The 16,464-nt window shown below is 68.0% G+C and carries 11 protein-coding genes and 1 pseudogene; 7 read left to right on the forward strand and 5 right to left on the reverse strand.

The window, feature by feature from the left end; genetic code table 11:
• The first annotated feature begins 73 nt into the window (after positions 1-73).
• On the forward strand, positions 74-967 hold the full coding sequence (ubiA, locus tag DCO49_RS01565) for a 4-hydroxybenzoate octaprenyltransferase (RefSeq protein ID WP_116862506.1): 894 nt from the start codon (positions 74-76) through the stop codon (positions 965-967).
• Positions 968-1,180: 213 nt separating this feature from the next.
• Positions 1,181-2,572, forward strand: a complete 1,392-nt coding sequence (locus tag DCO49_RS01570; RefSeq protein WP_116862507.1) for a TIGR00366 family protein — start codon at positions 1,181-1,183, stop codon at positions 2,570-2,572.
• A gap of 74 nt (positions 2,573-2,646) precedes the next feature.
• Here DCO49_RS01570 and DCO49_RS01575 read toward each other — a convergent pair whose 3' ends face one another.
• Both DCO49_RS01575 and DCO49_RS01585 read right to left on the reverse strand, forming a co-directional pair.
• Positions 2,647-4,311: an AMP-binding protein gene (locus DCO49_RS01575; RefSeq protein ID WP_116862508.1), complete on the reverse strand. Its 1,665-nt coding sequence runs from the start codon at positions 4,309-4,311 to the stop codon at positions 2,647-2,649.
• 592 nt (positions 4,312-4,903) lie between these two features.
• Positions 4,904-5,524 (reverse strand): annotated as a pseudogene (locus tag DCO49_RS01585) (YiiX/YebB-like N1pC/P60 family cysteine hydrolase); the annotation flags it as partial.
• A 156-nt stretch (positions 5,525-5,680) separates the two neighbouring features.
• Between DCO49_RS01585 and DCO49_RS01590 the strand changes: the two are divergent.
• The 3 genes from DCO49_RS01590 (at position 5,681) to DCO49_RS01600 (ending at position 9,623) form a co-directional block, all read left to right on the forward strand.
• A complete protein-coding gene (locus DCO49_RS01590; RefSeq protein WP_116862509.1) occupies positions 5,681-6,202 on the forward strand; it encodes a hypothetical protein in 522 nt (173 codons plus the stop codon).
• Positions 6,203-6,314: 112 nt separating this feature from the next.
• Positions 6,315-8,132 carry a M3 family metallopeptidase gene (locus tag DCO49_RS01595; protein ID WP_243402625.1) on the forward strand — a complete coding sequence of 606 codons (1,818 nt, stop codon included), beginning with the start codon at positions 6,315-6,317 and terminating at the stop codon, positions 8,130-8,132.
• A 210-nt stretch (positions 8,133-8,342) separates the two neighbouring features.
• Positions 8,343-9,623, forward strand: coding sequence for a TPM domain-containing protein (locus tag DCO49_RS01600; RefSeq protein ID WP_165835656.1), 1,281 nt, complete (start codon positions 8,343-8,345; stop codon positions 9,621-9,623).
• A gap of 97 nt (positions 9,624-9,720) precedes the next feature.
• Here DCO49_RS01600 and DCO49_RS01605 read toward each other — a convergent pair whose 3' ends face one another.
• The 3 genes from DCO49_RS01605 to DCO49_RS01615 form a co-directional block, all read right to left on the reverse strand.
• Positions 9,721-10,389, reverse strand: coding sequence for a VOC family protein (locus DCO49_RS01605; protein ID WP_116862512.1), 669 nt, complete (start codon positions 10,387-10,389; stop codon positions 9,721-9,723).
• 121 nt (positions 10,390-10,510) lie between these two features.
• Positions 10,511-11,572 carry an alpha/beta fold hydrolase gene (locus DCO49_RS01610; RefSeq protein ID WP_243402621.1) on the reverse strand — a complete coding sequence of 354 codons (1,062 nt, stop codon included), beginning with the start codon at positions 11,570-11,572 and terminating at the stop codon, positions 10,511-10,513.
• A 28-nt stretch (positions 11,573-11,600) separates the two neighbouring features.
• Positions 11,601-12,428 carry an AraC family transcriptional regulator gene (locus DCO49_RS01615; protein ID WP_116862514.1) on the reverse strand — a complete coding sequence of 276 codons (828 nt, stop codon included), beginning with the start codon at positions 12,426-12,428 and terminating at the stop codon, positions 11,601-11,603.
• A 226-nt stretch (positions 12,429-12,654) separates the two neighbouring features.
• On the opposite strand from DCO49_RS01615, the gene DCO49_RS01620 reads away from it, so the two are divergent.
• Together DCO49_RS01620 and DCO49_RS01625 are read left to right on the forward strand one after the other, a co-directional pair.
• On the forward strand, positions 12,655-15,063 hold the full coding sequence (locus tag DCO49_RS01620; RefSeq protein WP_116862515.1) for a TonB-dependent receptor: 2,409 nt from the start codon (positions 12,655-12,657) through the stop codon (positions 15,061-15,063).
• Complete coding sequence (locus DCO49_RS01625) at positions 15,063-16,364, forward strand: aminotransferase class V-fold PLP-dependent enzyme (protein ID WP_116862516.1); 1,302 nt, start codon at positions 15,063-15,065, stop codon at positions 16,362-16,364. The genes DCO49_RS01620 and DCO49_RS01625 overlap by 1 nt, the downstream gene beginning before the upstream one ends.
• Positions 16,365-16,464 lie beyond the last annotated feature (100 nt).

Consider the following 16,464-nt stretch of genomic DNA (forward strand, 5'->3'; position numbering starts at 1 on the left):
GCAATACTACTACACGGACCTGAACTGCCCGGGTTGCAGCGCTGCAGCACCAACGCAGGAGTATCCTATCCCCATGGCTGACACCCCCCTTTCCGCGCCGCATCCGGCGCCGACGCCGCGCTGGCGTCACTACTGGTCCCTGATGCGCGCCGATCGACCGATCGGCACCCTGCTGCTGCTGTGGCCCACCTGGTGGGCGCTGTGGCTGGCCACCGGCGGCCTGCCGCCGCTGTGGACGCTGTTCGTGTTCACCGCCGGCGTCTGGCTCACCCGCTCGGCGGGCTGCGTCATCAATGACTACGCCGACCGCTGGCTGGACCCGCACGTGGAACGCACCAGGTCGCGGCCGCTGGCGACCGGCGCGATCAGCGGCCGTGCGGCGCTGGCGCTGTTCGCCGTGCTGATGCTGGTGGCCTTCGGCCTGGTGCTGACGCTCAACTGGCTGACCATCGGCCTGAGCTTCATCGGCGTGTTCCTGGCCGCCAGCTACCCCTACCTGAAGCGCTACACCCACCTGCCGCAGGTCTACCTGGGCATGTCCTTCGGCTGGGGCATCCCGATGGCCTTCGCCGCCGTGCAGGGCGAGGTGCCGATGCTGGCATGGCTGCTGTATGCGGGCAACATCCTGTGGTCCACCGCGTATGACACCTGGTACGCCATGGTCGACCGCGAGGACGACCTGAAGATGGGCTCGCACTCCACCGCCATCCTGTTCGGCGAGCTGGACCTGGTCATCCAGGGCGTGCTGTACGCGCTGTTCTTGGCAACGATGGCCCTGGTGGGTGTGCGCGGCGGGCTGGGCGGGTACTACCTGGCCGGCGTGGCCGTGGCCGCCGTGCTGGTGGTGTACGAATTCTGGATCTGCCGCAACCGCGAGCGCGGCCCGTGTTTCAAGGCGTTCCTGCACAACAACTGGGTGGGCGCGGCGCTGTTCGCCGGCATCGCCGTGGACCTGGCGCTGCGCTGAGAAGCACAGCCGAGCGTAGGCTCGGCTCTACAGGGGGCAACCCCGGTAGCGCCCGAGCCCATGCTCGGGCGGCGGCGCGCAGCGCCGGGCATCCCGCCAGCTACGACCAATAGGTGGCTGACAGCCCGCACCCTACCGCCCAGAATCGGTCCATCGAACCTGGGAGGGTAGGCGATGGCCTCGTCAGCAACGGCAGCAGCACAGGACGGCTGGATGGCGCGCGCAGCGCTGCGCTCGGCCGCCTGGGCGGAAAGGTGGTTCCCCGACGCGTACGTGTTTGCGGTGCTGGGCGTGGTCATCGTCGCGGTGGCGGCGATGGGCTTCGGCTCGACCCCGCAGGCCACGGCCAGTGCCTTCGGCGACGGCTTCTGGAGCCTGATCCCCTTCACCATGCAGATGGCCTTCGTGGTCATCGGCGGCTATGCGCTGGCCACCGCGCCGGTGGTGGCGCGCTTCATCGATTTCCTCGCGCGGGTGCCGCGCACCGGCCGCGGTGCCGTGGTCTACGTCGGCCTGGTCAGCATGCTGGCCTCGCTGCTCAGCTGGGGCTTCTCGCTGGTGTTCGGTGGCCTGCTGGTGCGCGCGCTCGCCCGCCGCACCGAGCTGCGCATGGATTACCGCGCTGCCGGTGCCTCGGCCTACCTGGGCCTGGGCGCGGTGTGGGCGATGGGCCTGAGCTCCTCGGCCGCGCAGCTGCAGGCCAACCCGGCCAGCATGCCGCCCGGCCTGGTGGAAATCACCGGCGTGCTGCCCTTCACCGAAACCATCTTCCTGTGGCAATCGATCGCGCTGACCGCAGTGCTGATCCTGGTCTCGCTGCTGATTGCCTGGCTGACCGCGCCGGCTGCGGGCAGTGCACGCACCGCCGAGGATTTCCCCGGTGCCGCACAGGCCGAGCCCGAGCCGCTGCAGCAGCGCACGCGCCCAGGCGAATGGCTGGAATACAGCCCGCTGCTGACCGTGCTGCTCTCGCTGCTGGCCTTCGGCTGGCTGTTCAACGAGTTCGCCAACAAACCGGTGGTCACCGCCATCGCCAACCTCAACACCTACAACTTCCTGTTCATTTCGCTGGGCCTGCTGCTGCACTGGCGCCCGCGCAGCTTCCTCAACGCGGTGGCCAAGGCGGTGCCCAGCACCACCGGCGTGCTGATCCAGTTCCCGCTGTACGGCGGCATCGCGATGATCCTCACCCATGCCGCCGGCGGCGACGGGCAGACTCTGGCGCATCGCCTGTCCAGTCTGTTCGTGCACGTGGCCAGCACCGATACCTTCGCCCTGGTGATGGGTGTCTACTCGGCGGTGCTGGGCTTCTTCGTGCCGTCCGGTGGCGGCAAATGGATCATCGAAGCGCCGTACGTGATGCAGGCCGCCAACGAACTGAAGGCGCACCTGGGCTGGGCGGTGCAGGTCTACAACGCGGCCGAGGCGCTGCCGAACCTGATCAACCCGTTCTGGATGCTGCCGCTGCTGGGCGTGCTGGGCCTGAAGGCCCGCGACATCGTCGGCTTCACCTTCATCCAGCTGCTGGTGCACATCCCGCTGGTGCTTGGCCTGCTGTGGCTGCTGGGCATGACCCTGACCTATGTGCCGCCGGTGATGCCGTAGCGCCTGCGGGGTTGTAGAGCCGAGCACATGCTCGGCTGCTCGTAACAACAGCCGAGCGTGGGCTCGGCTCTCCATCAGCCGGCTGCCGCCTGCTTCTCGATCTCCGCCTTGCGCAGCAGGAACCGCTGCACCTTGCCGCTGGGCGTCTTCGGTACCTGCACCACGAACTCCACCTGGCGCGGGTAGGCATGCGCGGACAGCCGATGGCGCACGTGCTGCTGCAGTTCGTGCGCCAGCGCGTCGCTGCCCTCGAACCCGTGACGCAGGATCACGAAGGCTTTGACGATCTCGGTTCGCTCCGGATCGGGCACGCCGATCACCGCCACCTCGGCCACCGATGGATGCTCCATCAGCGCGCTCTCCACATCGAACGGGCCGATGCGGTAGCCGGACGAGGTGATGAGGTCATCGGAGCGGCCAATGAAACTGATCGAGCCGTCGTCCTCGCACTCGACCGAATCGCCGGTGCGGTAGTAGCCATCGGCGATGGCCGGCGTCTCCGCCTGGTAGTAGCCGGTGAACCACATGATCGGCGACTGCTTCAGGTCCACCGCGAGGATGCCGGGCGTGCGCGGTGGCAGCTCGTTGCCCTGGTCGTCCAGCACCGCCACGCGGTAGCCGGGCATCGCAAAGCCCGACGACCCCGGACGCACGCTGTGGGCCAGTGCGTGGTGGTTGTTGACCACCATGCCGGTCTCGGTCTGCCCGTAGTGGTCCAGCACCGTGGTCTGCAGGTGCTCGGCAAACCAGCGGGCGATTTCCGGGTTCAGCGGTTCGCCGGCGCTGCTGACCACGCGCAGCTGGCCCTTGATGCCGGCACTGGCGGCGGGGCCGGCAGCAATGATCTGCCGGTACGCGGTGGGCGAACCGGCCAGGTTGGTCACCCCCAGCTGGCCGATGATCGTGTTCAGGCCATGCACGCTGAAGCCGGCTTCGCTGAAGGTGGTGGCATGGCCAAGCATCAGCGGGCCGATCACCGCGTAGTACAGGCCGTAGGCCCAGCCGGGATCGGCGATGTTCCAGAACACATCGTCGGCGCGCAGGTCCACGGCCAGTTCCATGTAGCTGGCAAACGCCATCATCGCGCGCAGCGGCACGGGCACGCCCTTGGGGCTGCCGGTGGTGCCGGAGGTCGAGAGCAGGGCCATCAGCGCATCGCCCGGCAGCAGCACGGGCTCCAAAGTTGGCGCGGCCGCCGCGGTGGCAGCACGCCAGTCGATGTCACCCTCGCGCAGTGCCTGGCCGGGCGTCAGCACGGTGGCCACCTGCGGGCAGGCATCCAGTTCGTCCAGCTTGCCGCGGTGCGCATTGTCGGTCACCACCAGGCGGGTGTGGCCGGTCTTCAGGCGGCTTTCGATGGCCTTGGGGCCGAACGCGGTGAACAGCGGCTGGTAGACCGCGCCAATGCGCCAGGTGCCGAGGATGGTGGCCAGCAGGTCGGGCGTGCGCGGCAGCAGGCCGGCCACCACATCGCCAGGGCCGACACCGGCGGCACGCAGCACCTGGGCGGCGCGGGCGGCGGCATCGCGCAGGTCATCGAAGGTGTACAGGTGCAGCGCACCCTGTGCGTCGATCCAGCGCAGGGCCAGTCGATCACTCCCGCAGTAGCGGTCACAGCACTCCACGCAGGCATTGAGGCCCTCGTCCGGGCGCCCTTGGAACCGGGCCTGCCACTGCGCGATATCGAAGTGGTCGCGGGCTTCATCGTAGGAAGGACGTACTGCGGTCTGCGGGGCCATGCGCGTCTCCGGCGGGTGTCCGCCTGACCATAGCGGTGCCGCGCGCGGCTGCAAATGGGACCTTGGGATGAGGCCGTCATGCGCGCGTCACACGTGCCAAGGCCGCTGAATGCGGCTGGTGCCGTGCGGGCACGAGCACATGCACACGCCGCATGAATCCTTCAGGGGCTTGTGCGGCAAGGGGCGCGCGGTGTTTTTGCGGGCGCGTGAACGCCAGGCTAGCTGGGTTGCAACGCATGGTTAACCTTCGGCTGCAGACGATGGCCCCGTCCACCGCATTCCGCGCGTGGCTTCGGAGACACGGACATGGCACAGCAGAACCAGCAGAACCAGCAGAACCAGAAAGGTCAGCAGAACCAGCAGGGTCAGCAGAACCAGCAGGGTCAGCAGAATCAGCAGGGTCAGCAGAATCAGCAGGTTCGTGACCAGCAGCAGCAACAGCAGCAGGACCAGCAGAAGCAGGACCAGCAGCAGAAGCGCAACCAGCAGCAGGGCGGCAACGACGAAGAAGAATGAGCCCGGCCCCCGCCAGCTCTGAACGCTGAAGCCCCGCCTCGTGCGGGGCTTCGCTTTTTAGAACATGCCGATTCAAAAGCACGCCCACCCGTTCCAGCACCGCGCTGGCGGCCATGTCGTTGGGGTTGGTGCCGGGCAGGCCCTGCGGCACGTCCATGCCCATGCCGCGGTACAGGTCCACCCAATGCTGGGCGATCTCCCCGGTCTGCAAGTTGCGGAAGTTCATCGGCTGCAGCGCGAACACATGGTGGGCGCGGAAGGCACGCTCGATGAAATCCGAGCAGTAGTAGCTGTCCTCGTTCAACACATAGGCCGTGTTGTACGGCTTGCCCAGCATCGTGCGCGCCTTGGCGACCGCATCGGCGATTGCACCGGCCGGCGCCGCACGCAGCCGGTACACCACGATCTGCCGCTGCTTGCCGCGCGCGTCGCGCTGGAAGTCCACCAGCGTCTGCTGCCGCGAGCCCTTCTCATCGGCATGCAGTACCTGCCAGCCATGCGCACCGGCAGCCACCAGGGCCACGTGGTCGAAGCTGGTTGCGCCCTGCGTGGCGGTGGCATCGTCGATGGCCGCACTCAGGCCGCTGTGCCCGGCGGTGACGAACAGCAGGTCGCCCTCGCGCACCTGCACGCCTGCGGCGAGCGCGGTCGAGAAAGGGGAGAGCAGCAGGCCGATGACCAGCAGGAAGGTGCGCACGGGAAACCAGGGTCGGGCGGGAGCGGGCTAGTCTACCCCCGCGGCCCGCGGCAGTTCGTGGCCACGGATGTGGAAGCGCAGTCAACCCGACCGTGGCTATGCTTGCCTGCCCCGCGCCAGGCACCCGCGCGACCGACCCGGAATCAGGAGGATCCCTTGAACCAGCTTCACTACGCCGCCCTGGCACTTGCCCTCGGGCTTGCGCTGTCGGCCTGCAAGCCCGCGCCACAGGCAACACCGGCCGAAGCTGCGGCGCCGGCCCCGGCCAGCACGGCCGCCACCGCCAGCGCCCCGGCCGCGCCGGTTGCCGCCCCGGCCGATGCGGGCACGCAGTGCCCCCACCCGGTCTTCGAGGAGTTCCTCGCGCACTTCGGTCATGAGATCGCCCTGCAGGAAGCGGCCACGGCCGATCCGCTGGTGGACAGCTACATCGATGCCGGCGCCGAGCCCGAACCGGCCACGGTTCAACGCCCCCTGGCGCTGGCTGACGTCGAGTGGCCGGTGATGCCGGACCCGGCCACGCTGAAGGGTCGCGGCCGCGAAATGCAGGTCACCGCCCTCGCCGATGGCCAGATGCAGGTGCAGATGCGCACCCCTGACACCAGCGACCAGCAGACCTACACCTTCGCCCGCAGGCCGTGCTGGCAGCTGGTCAAGCGTGAAGACGAATCGATCTGACCCTGCCGCAGGTTGGGTAATGGCGTAGAGTCGAGCTTGCTCGACTGCTTCTGCCAGGCGCAGTCGAGCATGGTTCGACTCTACAAAGGACGTTGTCATGAACACCCGCAGGATGCGATCGATCACCGCCAGCGTGCTGCTGCTCGCCACAGGCGCGCTCAGCGCGCAGACGCTGCACGCCGACGACAGCGGCTGGTTCGCCGATGCGGCGGCCGAACAGGCGGCACGCACCAGACTCTCCGCTGCTGTCGCCACACTGCGCGATGCCGGCCCGACGGACCCCGCCACGCGCGTACAGCAGGCCGAGCGCCTGCTCGGCGAATGCCAGCGTCATCGCGCCTACCTGCACCTGCAGGCCGCCCGCAATGCACGTGACTCCCGCCCGGTGCAGGCGCAGCGGGCCGTCGCGGATGTATGCGATGACGCCGCCGGAATCGCGCGCAAGGCGTTGGTCGATGCACCGGCCGACGCGCGCTGGGTGGCGCCCTATGCCTGGCTGCGCACGCGCGCGCTGGGCAACACCGGCATCTCCACGACGCCGCCTGCCGCAGGCGTGGAAGATGCCGTGGACGAGGTTGCCAGCCCGGCCCTGGATGCATTCGCACGCCTGCAGCGGCAGCTGCTGCAGCACGCCAGCTATCCGTCGTTCCCCAGCAACGGCGGACTGCTGGACAGCCGCAAGGACAGCACGGCGCTGTCACGGCACCCGGACCGTGCGCTGCGCGAGGCCGGCTGGAAGGGCTACTGGCAGGGCGTGGCATCGCAGCGCGAGGCCATGGCCAGCACGCTGCTGGCGCTGGTGCAGGTCAACGATCGCGCCTCGCAACTGCAGGGGGATGGCAGCGCCCCCGAGCACAGCTACCGCCGCATGGGCCTGGACCCGGACGCGGTACAGGCCACCCTGGCCGCCGTGCAGCGCCATGCTTCGCAGCGCCGTGCCTACCAGCACGAGCTTTTGCGGCATGCCGAGCATATGGGCATGGCCGACCCGCAGATCTGGGATCTCAGCCTGCCCGATGCAGGCTTCGTACCGCCGGTCCTCACCCTTGAGCAGGTGCGCGATACCGCCACCGATGCGATGCGCGGGCTGGGACCCGCGTACGCCGGTGGAGTACGCGCACTGCTCGACCCGGCGCAGCGGCGCATGGACATGGCCCCGACGCTGGGTCCGCGTAGCGCCGACGCCTTCCCGGTAACAGCTCCAGGTGTGCCCTCCCTGCTGTTCGTCGGCCAGCGCGGTGGCACGCTGGAAAGTGATGTGGAGGTCGTGCACGAGGCCGGGCATGCCGTGCATGGGCAATGGATGGAGCGTGGGAACGTGTCGGCGTTCTATCGCAATGGCACGTCGTGGTTGAACGAGGCCTACGCGATCTTCAACGAGCTGGAATTCCGCGACCAGCTGTACCAGCAGGCGCAGGACCCCCGCGCCAAGGCGTACTACCTGAAGTCGCTGCTGGATGACATCGTGCTGCAGCTGTTCATCGCCTCCGAGGAGGCGCAGCTGGAGCAGTCGATCTACCAGGGCGTGGCCGCCGGCACGCTGGGTACGGCCGATGACCTCGATGCGCTGACACTGAAGGTGCTGTCCGGTTACGGGATGATGGCCGATCGCTACCCGGCACTGGGTGCCACCTGGGAAACCAAGCGGCTGATGTACGAAGATCCACTGTATCTGGCCAACTATCTGTTCGCCGGCCTGGTTGCCGTGCAGCTGTACGTGCAGGAGCAGCAGGATCCGCAGGGCTTCCGCCAGCGCTTCCTGGCCGTGTTGTCCGAAGGCTTCGACCGCGCGCCACAGGAACAGGTGGCGCAGCTGCTGGGCCACGCACCGGACTGGTCAGCGCTGGTGGATGCGGACCTGCAGGTGTTCGACGCCCAGGTGTCGCGCCTGCAGGCGCTGCATGCGGAGATCGAAGCCGGCGCCATGTAGAGTCGAGCCATGCTCGACTGGTCTTGGCATTTGTAGAGTCGAGCCATGCTCGACTGCTCTTGGCATTTGTAGAGTCGAGCCATGCTCGACTGCTCTTGGCATTTGTAGAGTCGAGCCATGCTCGACTGCCTCTGTCAGGCGAAGTCGAGCATGGCTCGACTCTACACAAGACGTTGCAGGGCGGCCGAAGGAAAGACGATGGAGAAGGTGATGGCACGACCGCAACGAATGCACCGGCACCTGCTGTCCTACCTGTGGTGCGCGATGCTGCTGTTCGCAGTGCCCTTGCCGGCCATCGCCCAGACCCCGATCCCCGCGCTGGATTCGCCGGTGGTCGATCCCACCGGTGTGCTTTCGGCCAGCACCACCGACCGACTGCAGCAGCAGTCGCGCGCGCTGTTCGAGCGAAGCGGCGGCGCGCAGCTGCAGGTGCTGGTGGTGGGCAGCACCGGCGATGAAAGCATCGAAGCCTATGCCCAGCGCGTGTACGACCAGTGGCAGCTGGGGCGCAAGGGTGTGGACGACGGCGTGCTGCTGCTGGTGGCCGTGCAGGACCGCCACGTACGCATCCAGCCGGGCTACGGCCTGGAAGGCGCGATTCCCGATGCGTATGCCAAGCGCATCATCGAAGAGACGATCCTGCCGCGCTTCCGCGACGGCGATATCGACCAGGGCGTGATCGACGGAAGTGCGCAGGTGGTCCGCTTGATCGATGGTGAGCCTTTGCCGGCGCCGCGCAGCAACCATCTGCTGGATCTGACCTGGCAGGCCATGGACAGCATCCTGTTGCTGGCCATGGCCTGCGCGTTCGGCCTGGGGCGCTGGCATGGCCGCCGTGCGGCCGTCCCGGCGCGGCGCTGGTGGTCGCGGCCCTGGAACTGGCTGGCCATCATCGTGCTGGCCGCCCTGGGCATGGCGGCGTGGCAGCCGCGCCTGGTGGTGCCGGTGGTGTTCCTGCTGGTCCTGCTGGTACCGCTGGCCTGGTCCTGCGGGCGGCGCTGGAACCAGAGCGCAGGCACCCGGCGACTGCTGTGGGCGATGCTGGTAGCCAGCACGGCCATCAACGTCTTCGTGCTGGTCACGCGAGGCACCGTACCGGGCCTGTTCGTGCATGTTGCGCTGTACTTCCTCACCGGCATCGCCTGTGGGGTGGTGGGGTTGCCGCTGGCGCTGGCACGCAATTGCTGGCAGACCAGCCAGCGTGGGTTTGTCGTACGCGCGCTGGCCTTCTGCGGCGTGTTCGGGGCAGGCCTGGGCTGGGCGCTGACCCGCGCCGATCCGTTCGACCCGGCCGCGCTGTTGTTCGTCTTCGGTGCAGGCGGCTACGTTGCCTGGAATGTGGCGATGCTGGTGGGACTTGGCAGCACCGGTAGCGGTGATGACGATGACCGTCGCAGCGGCCGCTCGGGCTCGTCGTCATCATCGTCGGACAGCAGTTGGTCCGGCGGCGGTGGCAGCAGTGGCGGTGGGGGCGCGTCGGGCAGTTGGTAGGTGTCAGCCGAGGTTGACACGTCCCTCCGCGCCGGGACAGCGTCCGCCGGCATGGCCCGGCGCTACCGTGGACCGCGCATCCACGCATGGCCTGGTTCTACGCGACCACCCGCCACCCCTGCGCTGCATCGGCCAGCTCGCCGCTGCCCTGCACATCACCCACGCGCAGCAGCAGACCCTGCGCGTTGGGCAGATCCTTCTGCTCGGGGAACCAGCGGCGGTCGGCGGCCACTACGATCAACAAGCCTTCGTCATCGCCCATCGGTGCGAAATGCGATGAGGGCGGGCTGAGCGGCTGCACTCCGAAACGCGCACTGGCCTGCGCACCCACCGCATCCACGTCCGCACTCGGCAGGCCCACTTCACTCAGGCAGGTCAGCTCACTGCCGTGGAACGCGCCACCATGCGTGCTGGCCGGCAGGCGCTTGCGGCCGATCAGTTCCAGGATCAATCCATCCGGCCCGGTGAAGTACACCGATTGCGACTGCCAGTTGCTCTCCAGCGCGAAGTAGTCGATGCCCTCGGGATTGCGCTGCAGCGGCACGCGCTCGCGCAGCCACGTCATGGCCTCGTTGAAGCGGTTGTCGGGCACGTTGAAGGCCAGGTGCACGCCGCCCAGCGGCTGTCCGTTGGCCGCTTGCAGTTCGATCGTGCTCCAGCCGATGTGCACGTGGTTGCCGACCACGCGCAGCTGCAGCACGTCGTGGAACCAGGCGGCGACAGTGCCCACGTCGGACACCGGCAGGGTGAGGTGTAGCAGGCGCATGATGCGGTCTCCTTGCGTGCGCGATGCTTCGATTCTACCCCGCGGCACTGCTTTGTCCTGGCAGATGCCAGCCGTGGTCGGCACGCTCTCCCGCACGCCACTCAGTGAAGCAGGCTGGCCTCTACTGAAGCGCCTGGCCAAAGAACGCGACGGCCTCCGCTTCAACCTCACGATGGGTGCGCGAGCGGGGCACCGTGCCGCTGCACAACGGCGCAATACGCTGTTCTCCCAGCGGCGTGCAAGTGGCCAGAAAATCATAGTGGCCCACGCCCGCAAGACGCTGCAGCGTCGCCCCGGGTACCTGCGCCGCCAGTATCTCGCCGTTCGTGGCCGGCGGAGCCACTGCATCGCCATCGCCAAGCACAACGGACACCGGTTGCCGCAGCGCCTGCAGCTGCGCGGGCGCAAACGCCTGCACGATCGCCGGCGCCAGCAGATAGACGGCACGCACGCCGCTGATCGCGCGCGACTGATCAGCCGCCGCCATGTACGGCCGCAGCTGCGGGGATGCAGCCGCTTGCAGCCGAGCCTGCAGCGTATGCTTCGCGGCTTCCTGCTGCGGTAGGCACACGCCGTCGTCCGGATGGCCCGTGCAGAAATCCAGCAGACGCTGCAGCTCGGGCCGTGCACCGGCGGCAAGCAAGGCGGTGTAACCACCAGCCGAGAAGCCGACGACGCCCAGGCGCTGCGCGTCCACATGCTGGCCCAGGCGAGGATCCGCCTGCACCGCCGCCAACGCGGCCTGCAGATCGTCAGCGCGCAACCAGGCCAGCATGCTGCCGGCCAGCGTCATTTCGTCGGCACCGTTGTTGCCGGGGTGGTCCACCGCAATCACCAGATACCCTGCGCGGGCCAGTGCCGTACCCAGCCATCCCATCATCCGTGCGCTGCCGCCGTTGCCATGCGACAGCAGCAGTGTGGGCAGTCGATCACCCGCGATGGGCGCGCCGATAGCCGATCTGCCCACGTCAAACAACGGGGCATCCGGCGCGCCAATGGTCAGCGGTGTCTCGTTGCTGGATGCGGGTGCCGGGTACCATACGGTGAAGCGCAGCGTGGCGCGCTGCTGAGCATCACGCACCCGTGCACTGGGCAACGCGGTCGTGCCGTGCTGTTCACCCGCCTTCCAGTCCTGCGCCAGCACGGCCGGCGGAAACACGCTGCACAACAGCGCCAACAGCATTCCCTTCATCTGCATTGCCTGTGTCCTTTCAGTGGGATCGTTCGGTGACCGGCAGCCAGATCTCCATGCCGCCATGGCCGCTGTGCTCATCGAAGCGCGCGTCGTAGCGCTCCAGTTCTTGGGTGTTGGCCAGATCCAGCCCGGCCGAGGGCAGGTAGGTGTCCAGCAGCCAGAACCAGGTTGAGCGGATGGCTGAGATGTGCCCGCCGTGCCACGCCACCAGATAGCGCTGCGCCGGCACCCGCACGCGCTGCCAGCCCGCGGGCACGGACGGCAGCGCGCTGGCCGGAAGCGCGGCCACGTAGTCGAAGCCGCCGTCATCATCGTGGTTGCAGCACACGCCGAAACTGACCGGAACCGGCGATTGCCAAGAGCGGTTCAGTCGCGCCCATTGGCTGGGGATGGCCCCGCTGCCCTCGCGCCCATGGCGTTGGCCGATGCCCGCCAGATCCAGCGCAGGCGCATCCAGCAGGCGTGGTGCTTCGGTGCAGGGTGAGGGCGCATCGTCCAGCCGCACGGCGTGTACCAGAGGCAGGCCGTCCAGGCCGTTGTCGCGCACCCGTTCGGGTGTCTGCCCGAACTGCTCGCAGAACGCGCGGGTGAATGCCGCATGGGTGGAGTAGCCGGCTTCCAGGGCGATCGGCAGGATGTCCGTCGCACCGGCCACCAGTTGCTGGGCCGCGGCGGTCAGGCGCCGCCCGCGCAGGTAGCGCACGACCGAGGTGCCGGTGCGTGCCTGGAACAGGCGCGACAGATGGAAGGGCGAAACGCCGGCAGCCGCTGCGATATCAGCCAATGCCAGCGGCCGCGCGGCGTGCGTCTCGATGTACCACAGTGCCTGGCTTGCCGCGCTCATTGCGCCCCCCGGGTTGCTTGCCTGGGAGCGTAGCGGATCACCGCGTGCAGCGTTTAGCAGTTCTTGCGGCACAGGCGATTTCCGGGCGTCACCAGGCGGGTTGGGCCGCGAAAACTGTCGTCTTCGCGTCATGCCCGCTTCACACATCGCGCCGAGACTGCGCGACTTGTCCAGGCCGCCTGTACAGGCGCGCCTGACCCTGTCGTGCAGTCCCGGAGTACCCGTCGTGCAGAGCTCGTTGTTGTCGCGTTCCATCCTCCTCGCCCTTTCCATGGTCAGCGCAGGAGGCGCGATCGCAGCAGATGCCAGTACGGCAGACACCCCTGATGGCGGCACCCATGCCGCCGCGCCGACCCAGCTGGACGCCATGCTGGTCACCGGCACCCGCGCCTCCAACCGCACCCAGTTCGAAACGCTGGCGCCGGTGGATGTGTTCACCAAGGAAGACATCAAGTCCGTTGATTCCACCGACCTGAAGGACGTGCTGGCGCAGCTGGTGCCGTCGTTCGTGGTGCAGCGCCTGCCGATGGCCGATGGCCAGGTGTTCGTGCGCCCGGCCACCCTGCGTGGCCTGTCGCCGGACCAGACCCTGGTGCTGGTCAACGGCCGTCGTTTCCACCGCAGCGCCCTGCTGGGCAACCGCGGCGCACAGGCCGCCGACCTCGCGCAGATTCCAACCAGCGCCATCAAGCGCATCGAAGTGCTGCGCGACGGTGCCTCGGCGCAGTACGGTTCGGACGCCATCGCCGGTGTCATCAACATCATTCTTGAGGACAGCCCCGGCACCGAGATTACCGCGGGCTACTCGCAGTACGCGCAGGGCGATGGTGCCTCGCGCGATTTCAGCGCCCGCACCGGCTGGGCGCTGGGCGACTACGGCAGCCTGGCGCTGTTCGCTGAATCGTCGAACTCCGATGCCACCTCGCGCACCCGCCAGCGTCCCGATGCCATCGCCTTCCAGGCCGCGCACCCGGATCTGGACGTGCCCAATCCCGTGCAGCGCTGGGGCCAGCCGGAGCTGGAAAGCCGCCGCGTGGGCTTCAACCTGAAGGCCAATGCCAGCGATACGCTGGAGGTCTATGCCTTCGGCCTGTATAGCCACAGCGATGGCGTCAGCGATTTCAACTGGCGCAACCCGGACACCACCACCGGCGCCTACCGCACCACCAGCATTTTCCCCGGCTGGGATCTGCGTTCCATCTATCCGGTGGGCTTCAGCCCGCAGTACGGCAACGTGCAGAACGACCTGCAGCTGGTGGGCGGCCTGCGCGGCGAGATCACTCCCAAGCTGCGCTGGGATGTCAGCGCGTCGTACGGCCGCAACGCCATCGATTACAGCCTGGACAATGCGATCAACGCCTCGCTGGGCCCGGACAGCCCGACCTCGTTCGACCTCGGCCGCCTGACCCAGGCCGAGAAGAACGCCAACGTCGACTTCAATTACGAGTGGGACGTCGCCGCGCTGGCCAAGCCGGTCAACGTGGCCTTCGGTGCCGAGTTCCGCCAGGAAACCTATGAAGTGCGCGCCGGCGATCCGGCTTCGTACGCGGTCGGCCCCGGCGCAGCGGCAGGCCTGGAAGCCAATGCCAACGGCGCACCGGGCTTCTCCGATACCCAGGCCGGCAAGTGGGACCAGCGCAGCCACGCCGCCTATGTCGATATGGAAGTGCCGCTGGGCGAGCGCTGGAGCATCGGTGCCGCCGGCCGCTATGAAGACTTCTCCAGCTTTGGCAATACCGTGGACGGCAAGCTGTCGGCCCGCTTTGCGATCACCCAGGACGTGGCCCTGCGCGGTACGTTCTCCACCGGCTTCCGCGCGCCGACCCCGGCGCAGTTGAACACCACCAGCACCACCCAGGGCCTGGACACGCGCACCCTGCAGATCTTCACCAGCGGTCGCCTGTCGCCGAATGATCCGCTGGCGCAGCTGCTCGGCGCCAAGCCGCTCACCCCGGAAGAATCGCGCACTGCCTCGCTGGGCCTGACCTGGCGCACCGATGTGGGCCTGTCCGGCTCGGTGGATGTGTACCGCATCAAGCTCAGCGATCGCTTCAGCCAGTCGGCCAGTTTCGCCATTCCGGCCGGCACGCCCAATCCGCTGGGCTATACCTCGGTCAACTACTTCACCAACGATTTCGACACCACCACCAGCGGCGTCGACGTGGTCGGCAACTACCTGCGCGACCTCGGCACCGGCCGCATGACGCTGACCCTGGCCTACAACTTCAACCGCACCCGCGTGGACAACGGCAGCACCTCGGTGGCCACCAACGAAACCCAGCGCGTGCTGTTCGAAGACCGCCTGCCGGAACACAAGGGCAGCTTCACCGGTACGTGGGACGTGGGCGCGTGGTCGCTGATGGCGCGCGTGCGCTACTACGGCGCCTGGACCGATTCGACCGGCAATGCGACCGGCGATATCTACCAGCGCTTCGGCGACATGACCTTCCTCGACCTGGCCGCCGGCTACCGCATCAACGAGCATCACAGCCTGCGCGTGGGCGTGGACAACGTGTTCGACCGTTACCCGGACAAGGCGACCTTCCAGGCCAGCCGCGGCCTGATCTACTCGCGCAACGCACCCTACGACACCGACGGCGCCAACGTGTACGCGCAGTACCGGCTGACCTTCTGATGGACAGCTGCCGTCGTAACCTGCTGCGCGCCGGCACCCTGCTGCCGGCTGCCGCAGCATTGTCTTCACTGCCTGCCATGGTCGCTGCACGCTATCCTGCAGCCATGGAAATTCCTGCAACGACCGTGGCGCCGGACGTGCTGGCCCGCGATGAAGGCTACTGGGCCGCCGTGGCCAGCCACTTCGATATCACCGATGAAGTGAACCACCTGGAAAACGGCTACTGGGGCGCGATGGGTCGCGAGACCCTGGCCAGCTACCAGCGGCACACCGCCGAGGTGAACCGCGGCAACGCCTGGTATGGGCGCCACACGTTCCCTGCCGAGTACATGGCCGTGCACCGCCAGGTGGCCGACATGCTGGGCGTGGGCACCGACGAGATCGTGCTGACCCGTGGCGCCACCGAGGCGATGCTGGCCCTGATCGGCGGCTACAACCGCCTCGCACCGGGCGACCAGGTGCTGTACGCCGATGTGGACTACGACAGCATGATCGGCGCCATGCGCTGGCTGCAGCAGCGGCGCGGCGTGCAGGTGGAGCGCATTGCCCTGCCGGCCGTGCCCGATCGCGCGCAGATCCTGCAGGCCTACGATGCCGCCTTCGCGCGGCTGCCGAAGCTGAAGCTGGTGCTGCTGACCCAGGTCAGCCACCGCCACGGCCTGGTGCTGCCGGTGGCCGAGATTGCCGAGCGTGCGCGTGCGCGCGGTATCGATGTGATCGTCGATGCCGCCCATGGCTTCGGCCAGATCGCCTTCGCCGTGCCGGACCTGAAGGCCGATTTCGTGGGCATCAACCTGCACAAGTGGATCGGCGCGCCGGTGGGTGTGGGTGCGATGTACGTGCGCAAGGGCCGCGTGGCCGACCTCGACCCGTACATGGGCGAGACCGACGATGGGCGCGTGGGCAGCCGCGTGCACACCGGTACGGTCAATTTCGCCGCGTATCTGGCGTTGCCTGAAGCGATTGCCTTGCACCAGCGCATCGGCTCGGCCAACAAGCAGGCACGCCTGCGTTACCTGCGCGAGCGCTGGACGGTGCCCGCGCGGCAGATGGCGCACCTGGAAGTGCTGTCCTCGCCGGACCCGGCATTGGCCAGCGCACTGGCCAGCTTCCGCCTGCGCGGCCGCACCAGCGTGGCCGACAACATGGCGCTGCAGAAGCGCTTGCTGGATGAGCACCGCGTGTTCACCACGTACCGCGATGGCCTGGAATCGGGCGCCTGCGTGAGGGTCACGCCGTCGGTGTTCACCCGGCCGCAGCAGATGGACGCGCTGGTGGACGCGCTGGCCTCGCTGGCCTGAGGCCGCCCTGGTGTGGGGTCAGAGCCCTTTGCGCCGCAAAGGGATCTGACCCCGACCATCGCCCTGGTGGGTGCCGACCGTTGGTCGGCACATCCCTCCG

Origin of the sequence: Stenotrophomonas sp. SPM (assembly GCF_003105135.1) — a bacterium.
Taxonomy (GTDB): Bacteria; Pseudomonadota; Gammaproteobacteria; order Xanthomonadales; family Xanthomonadaceae; genus Stenotrophomonas.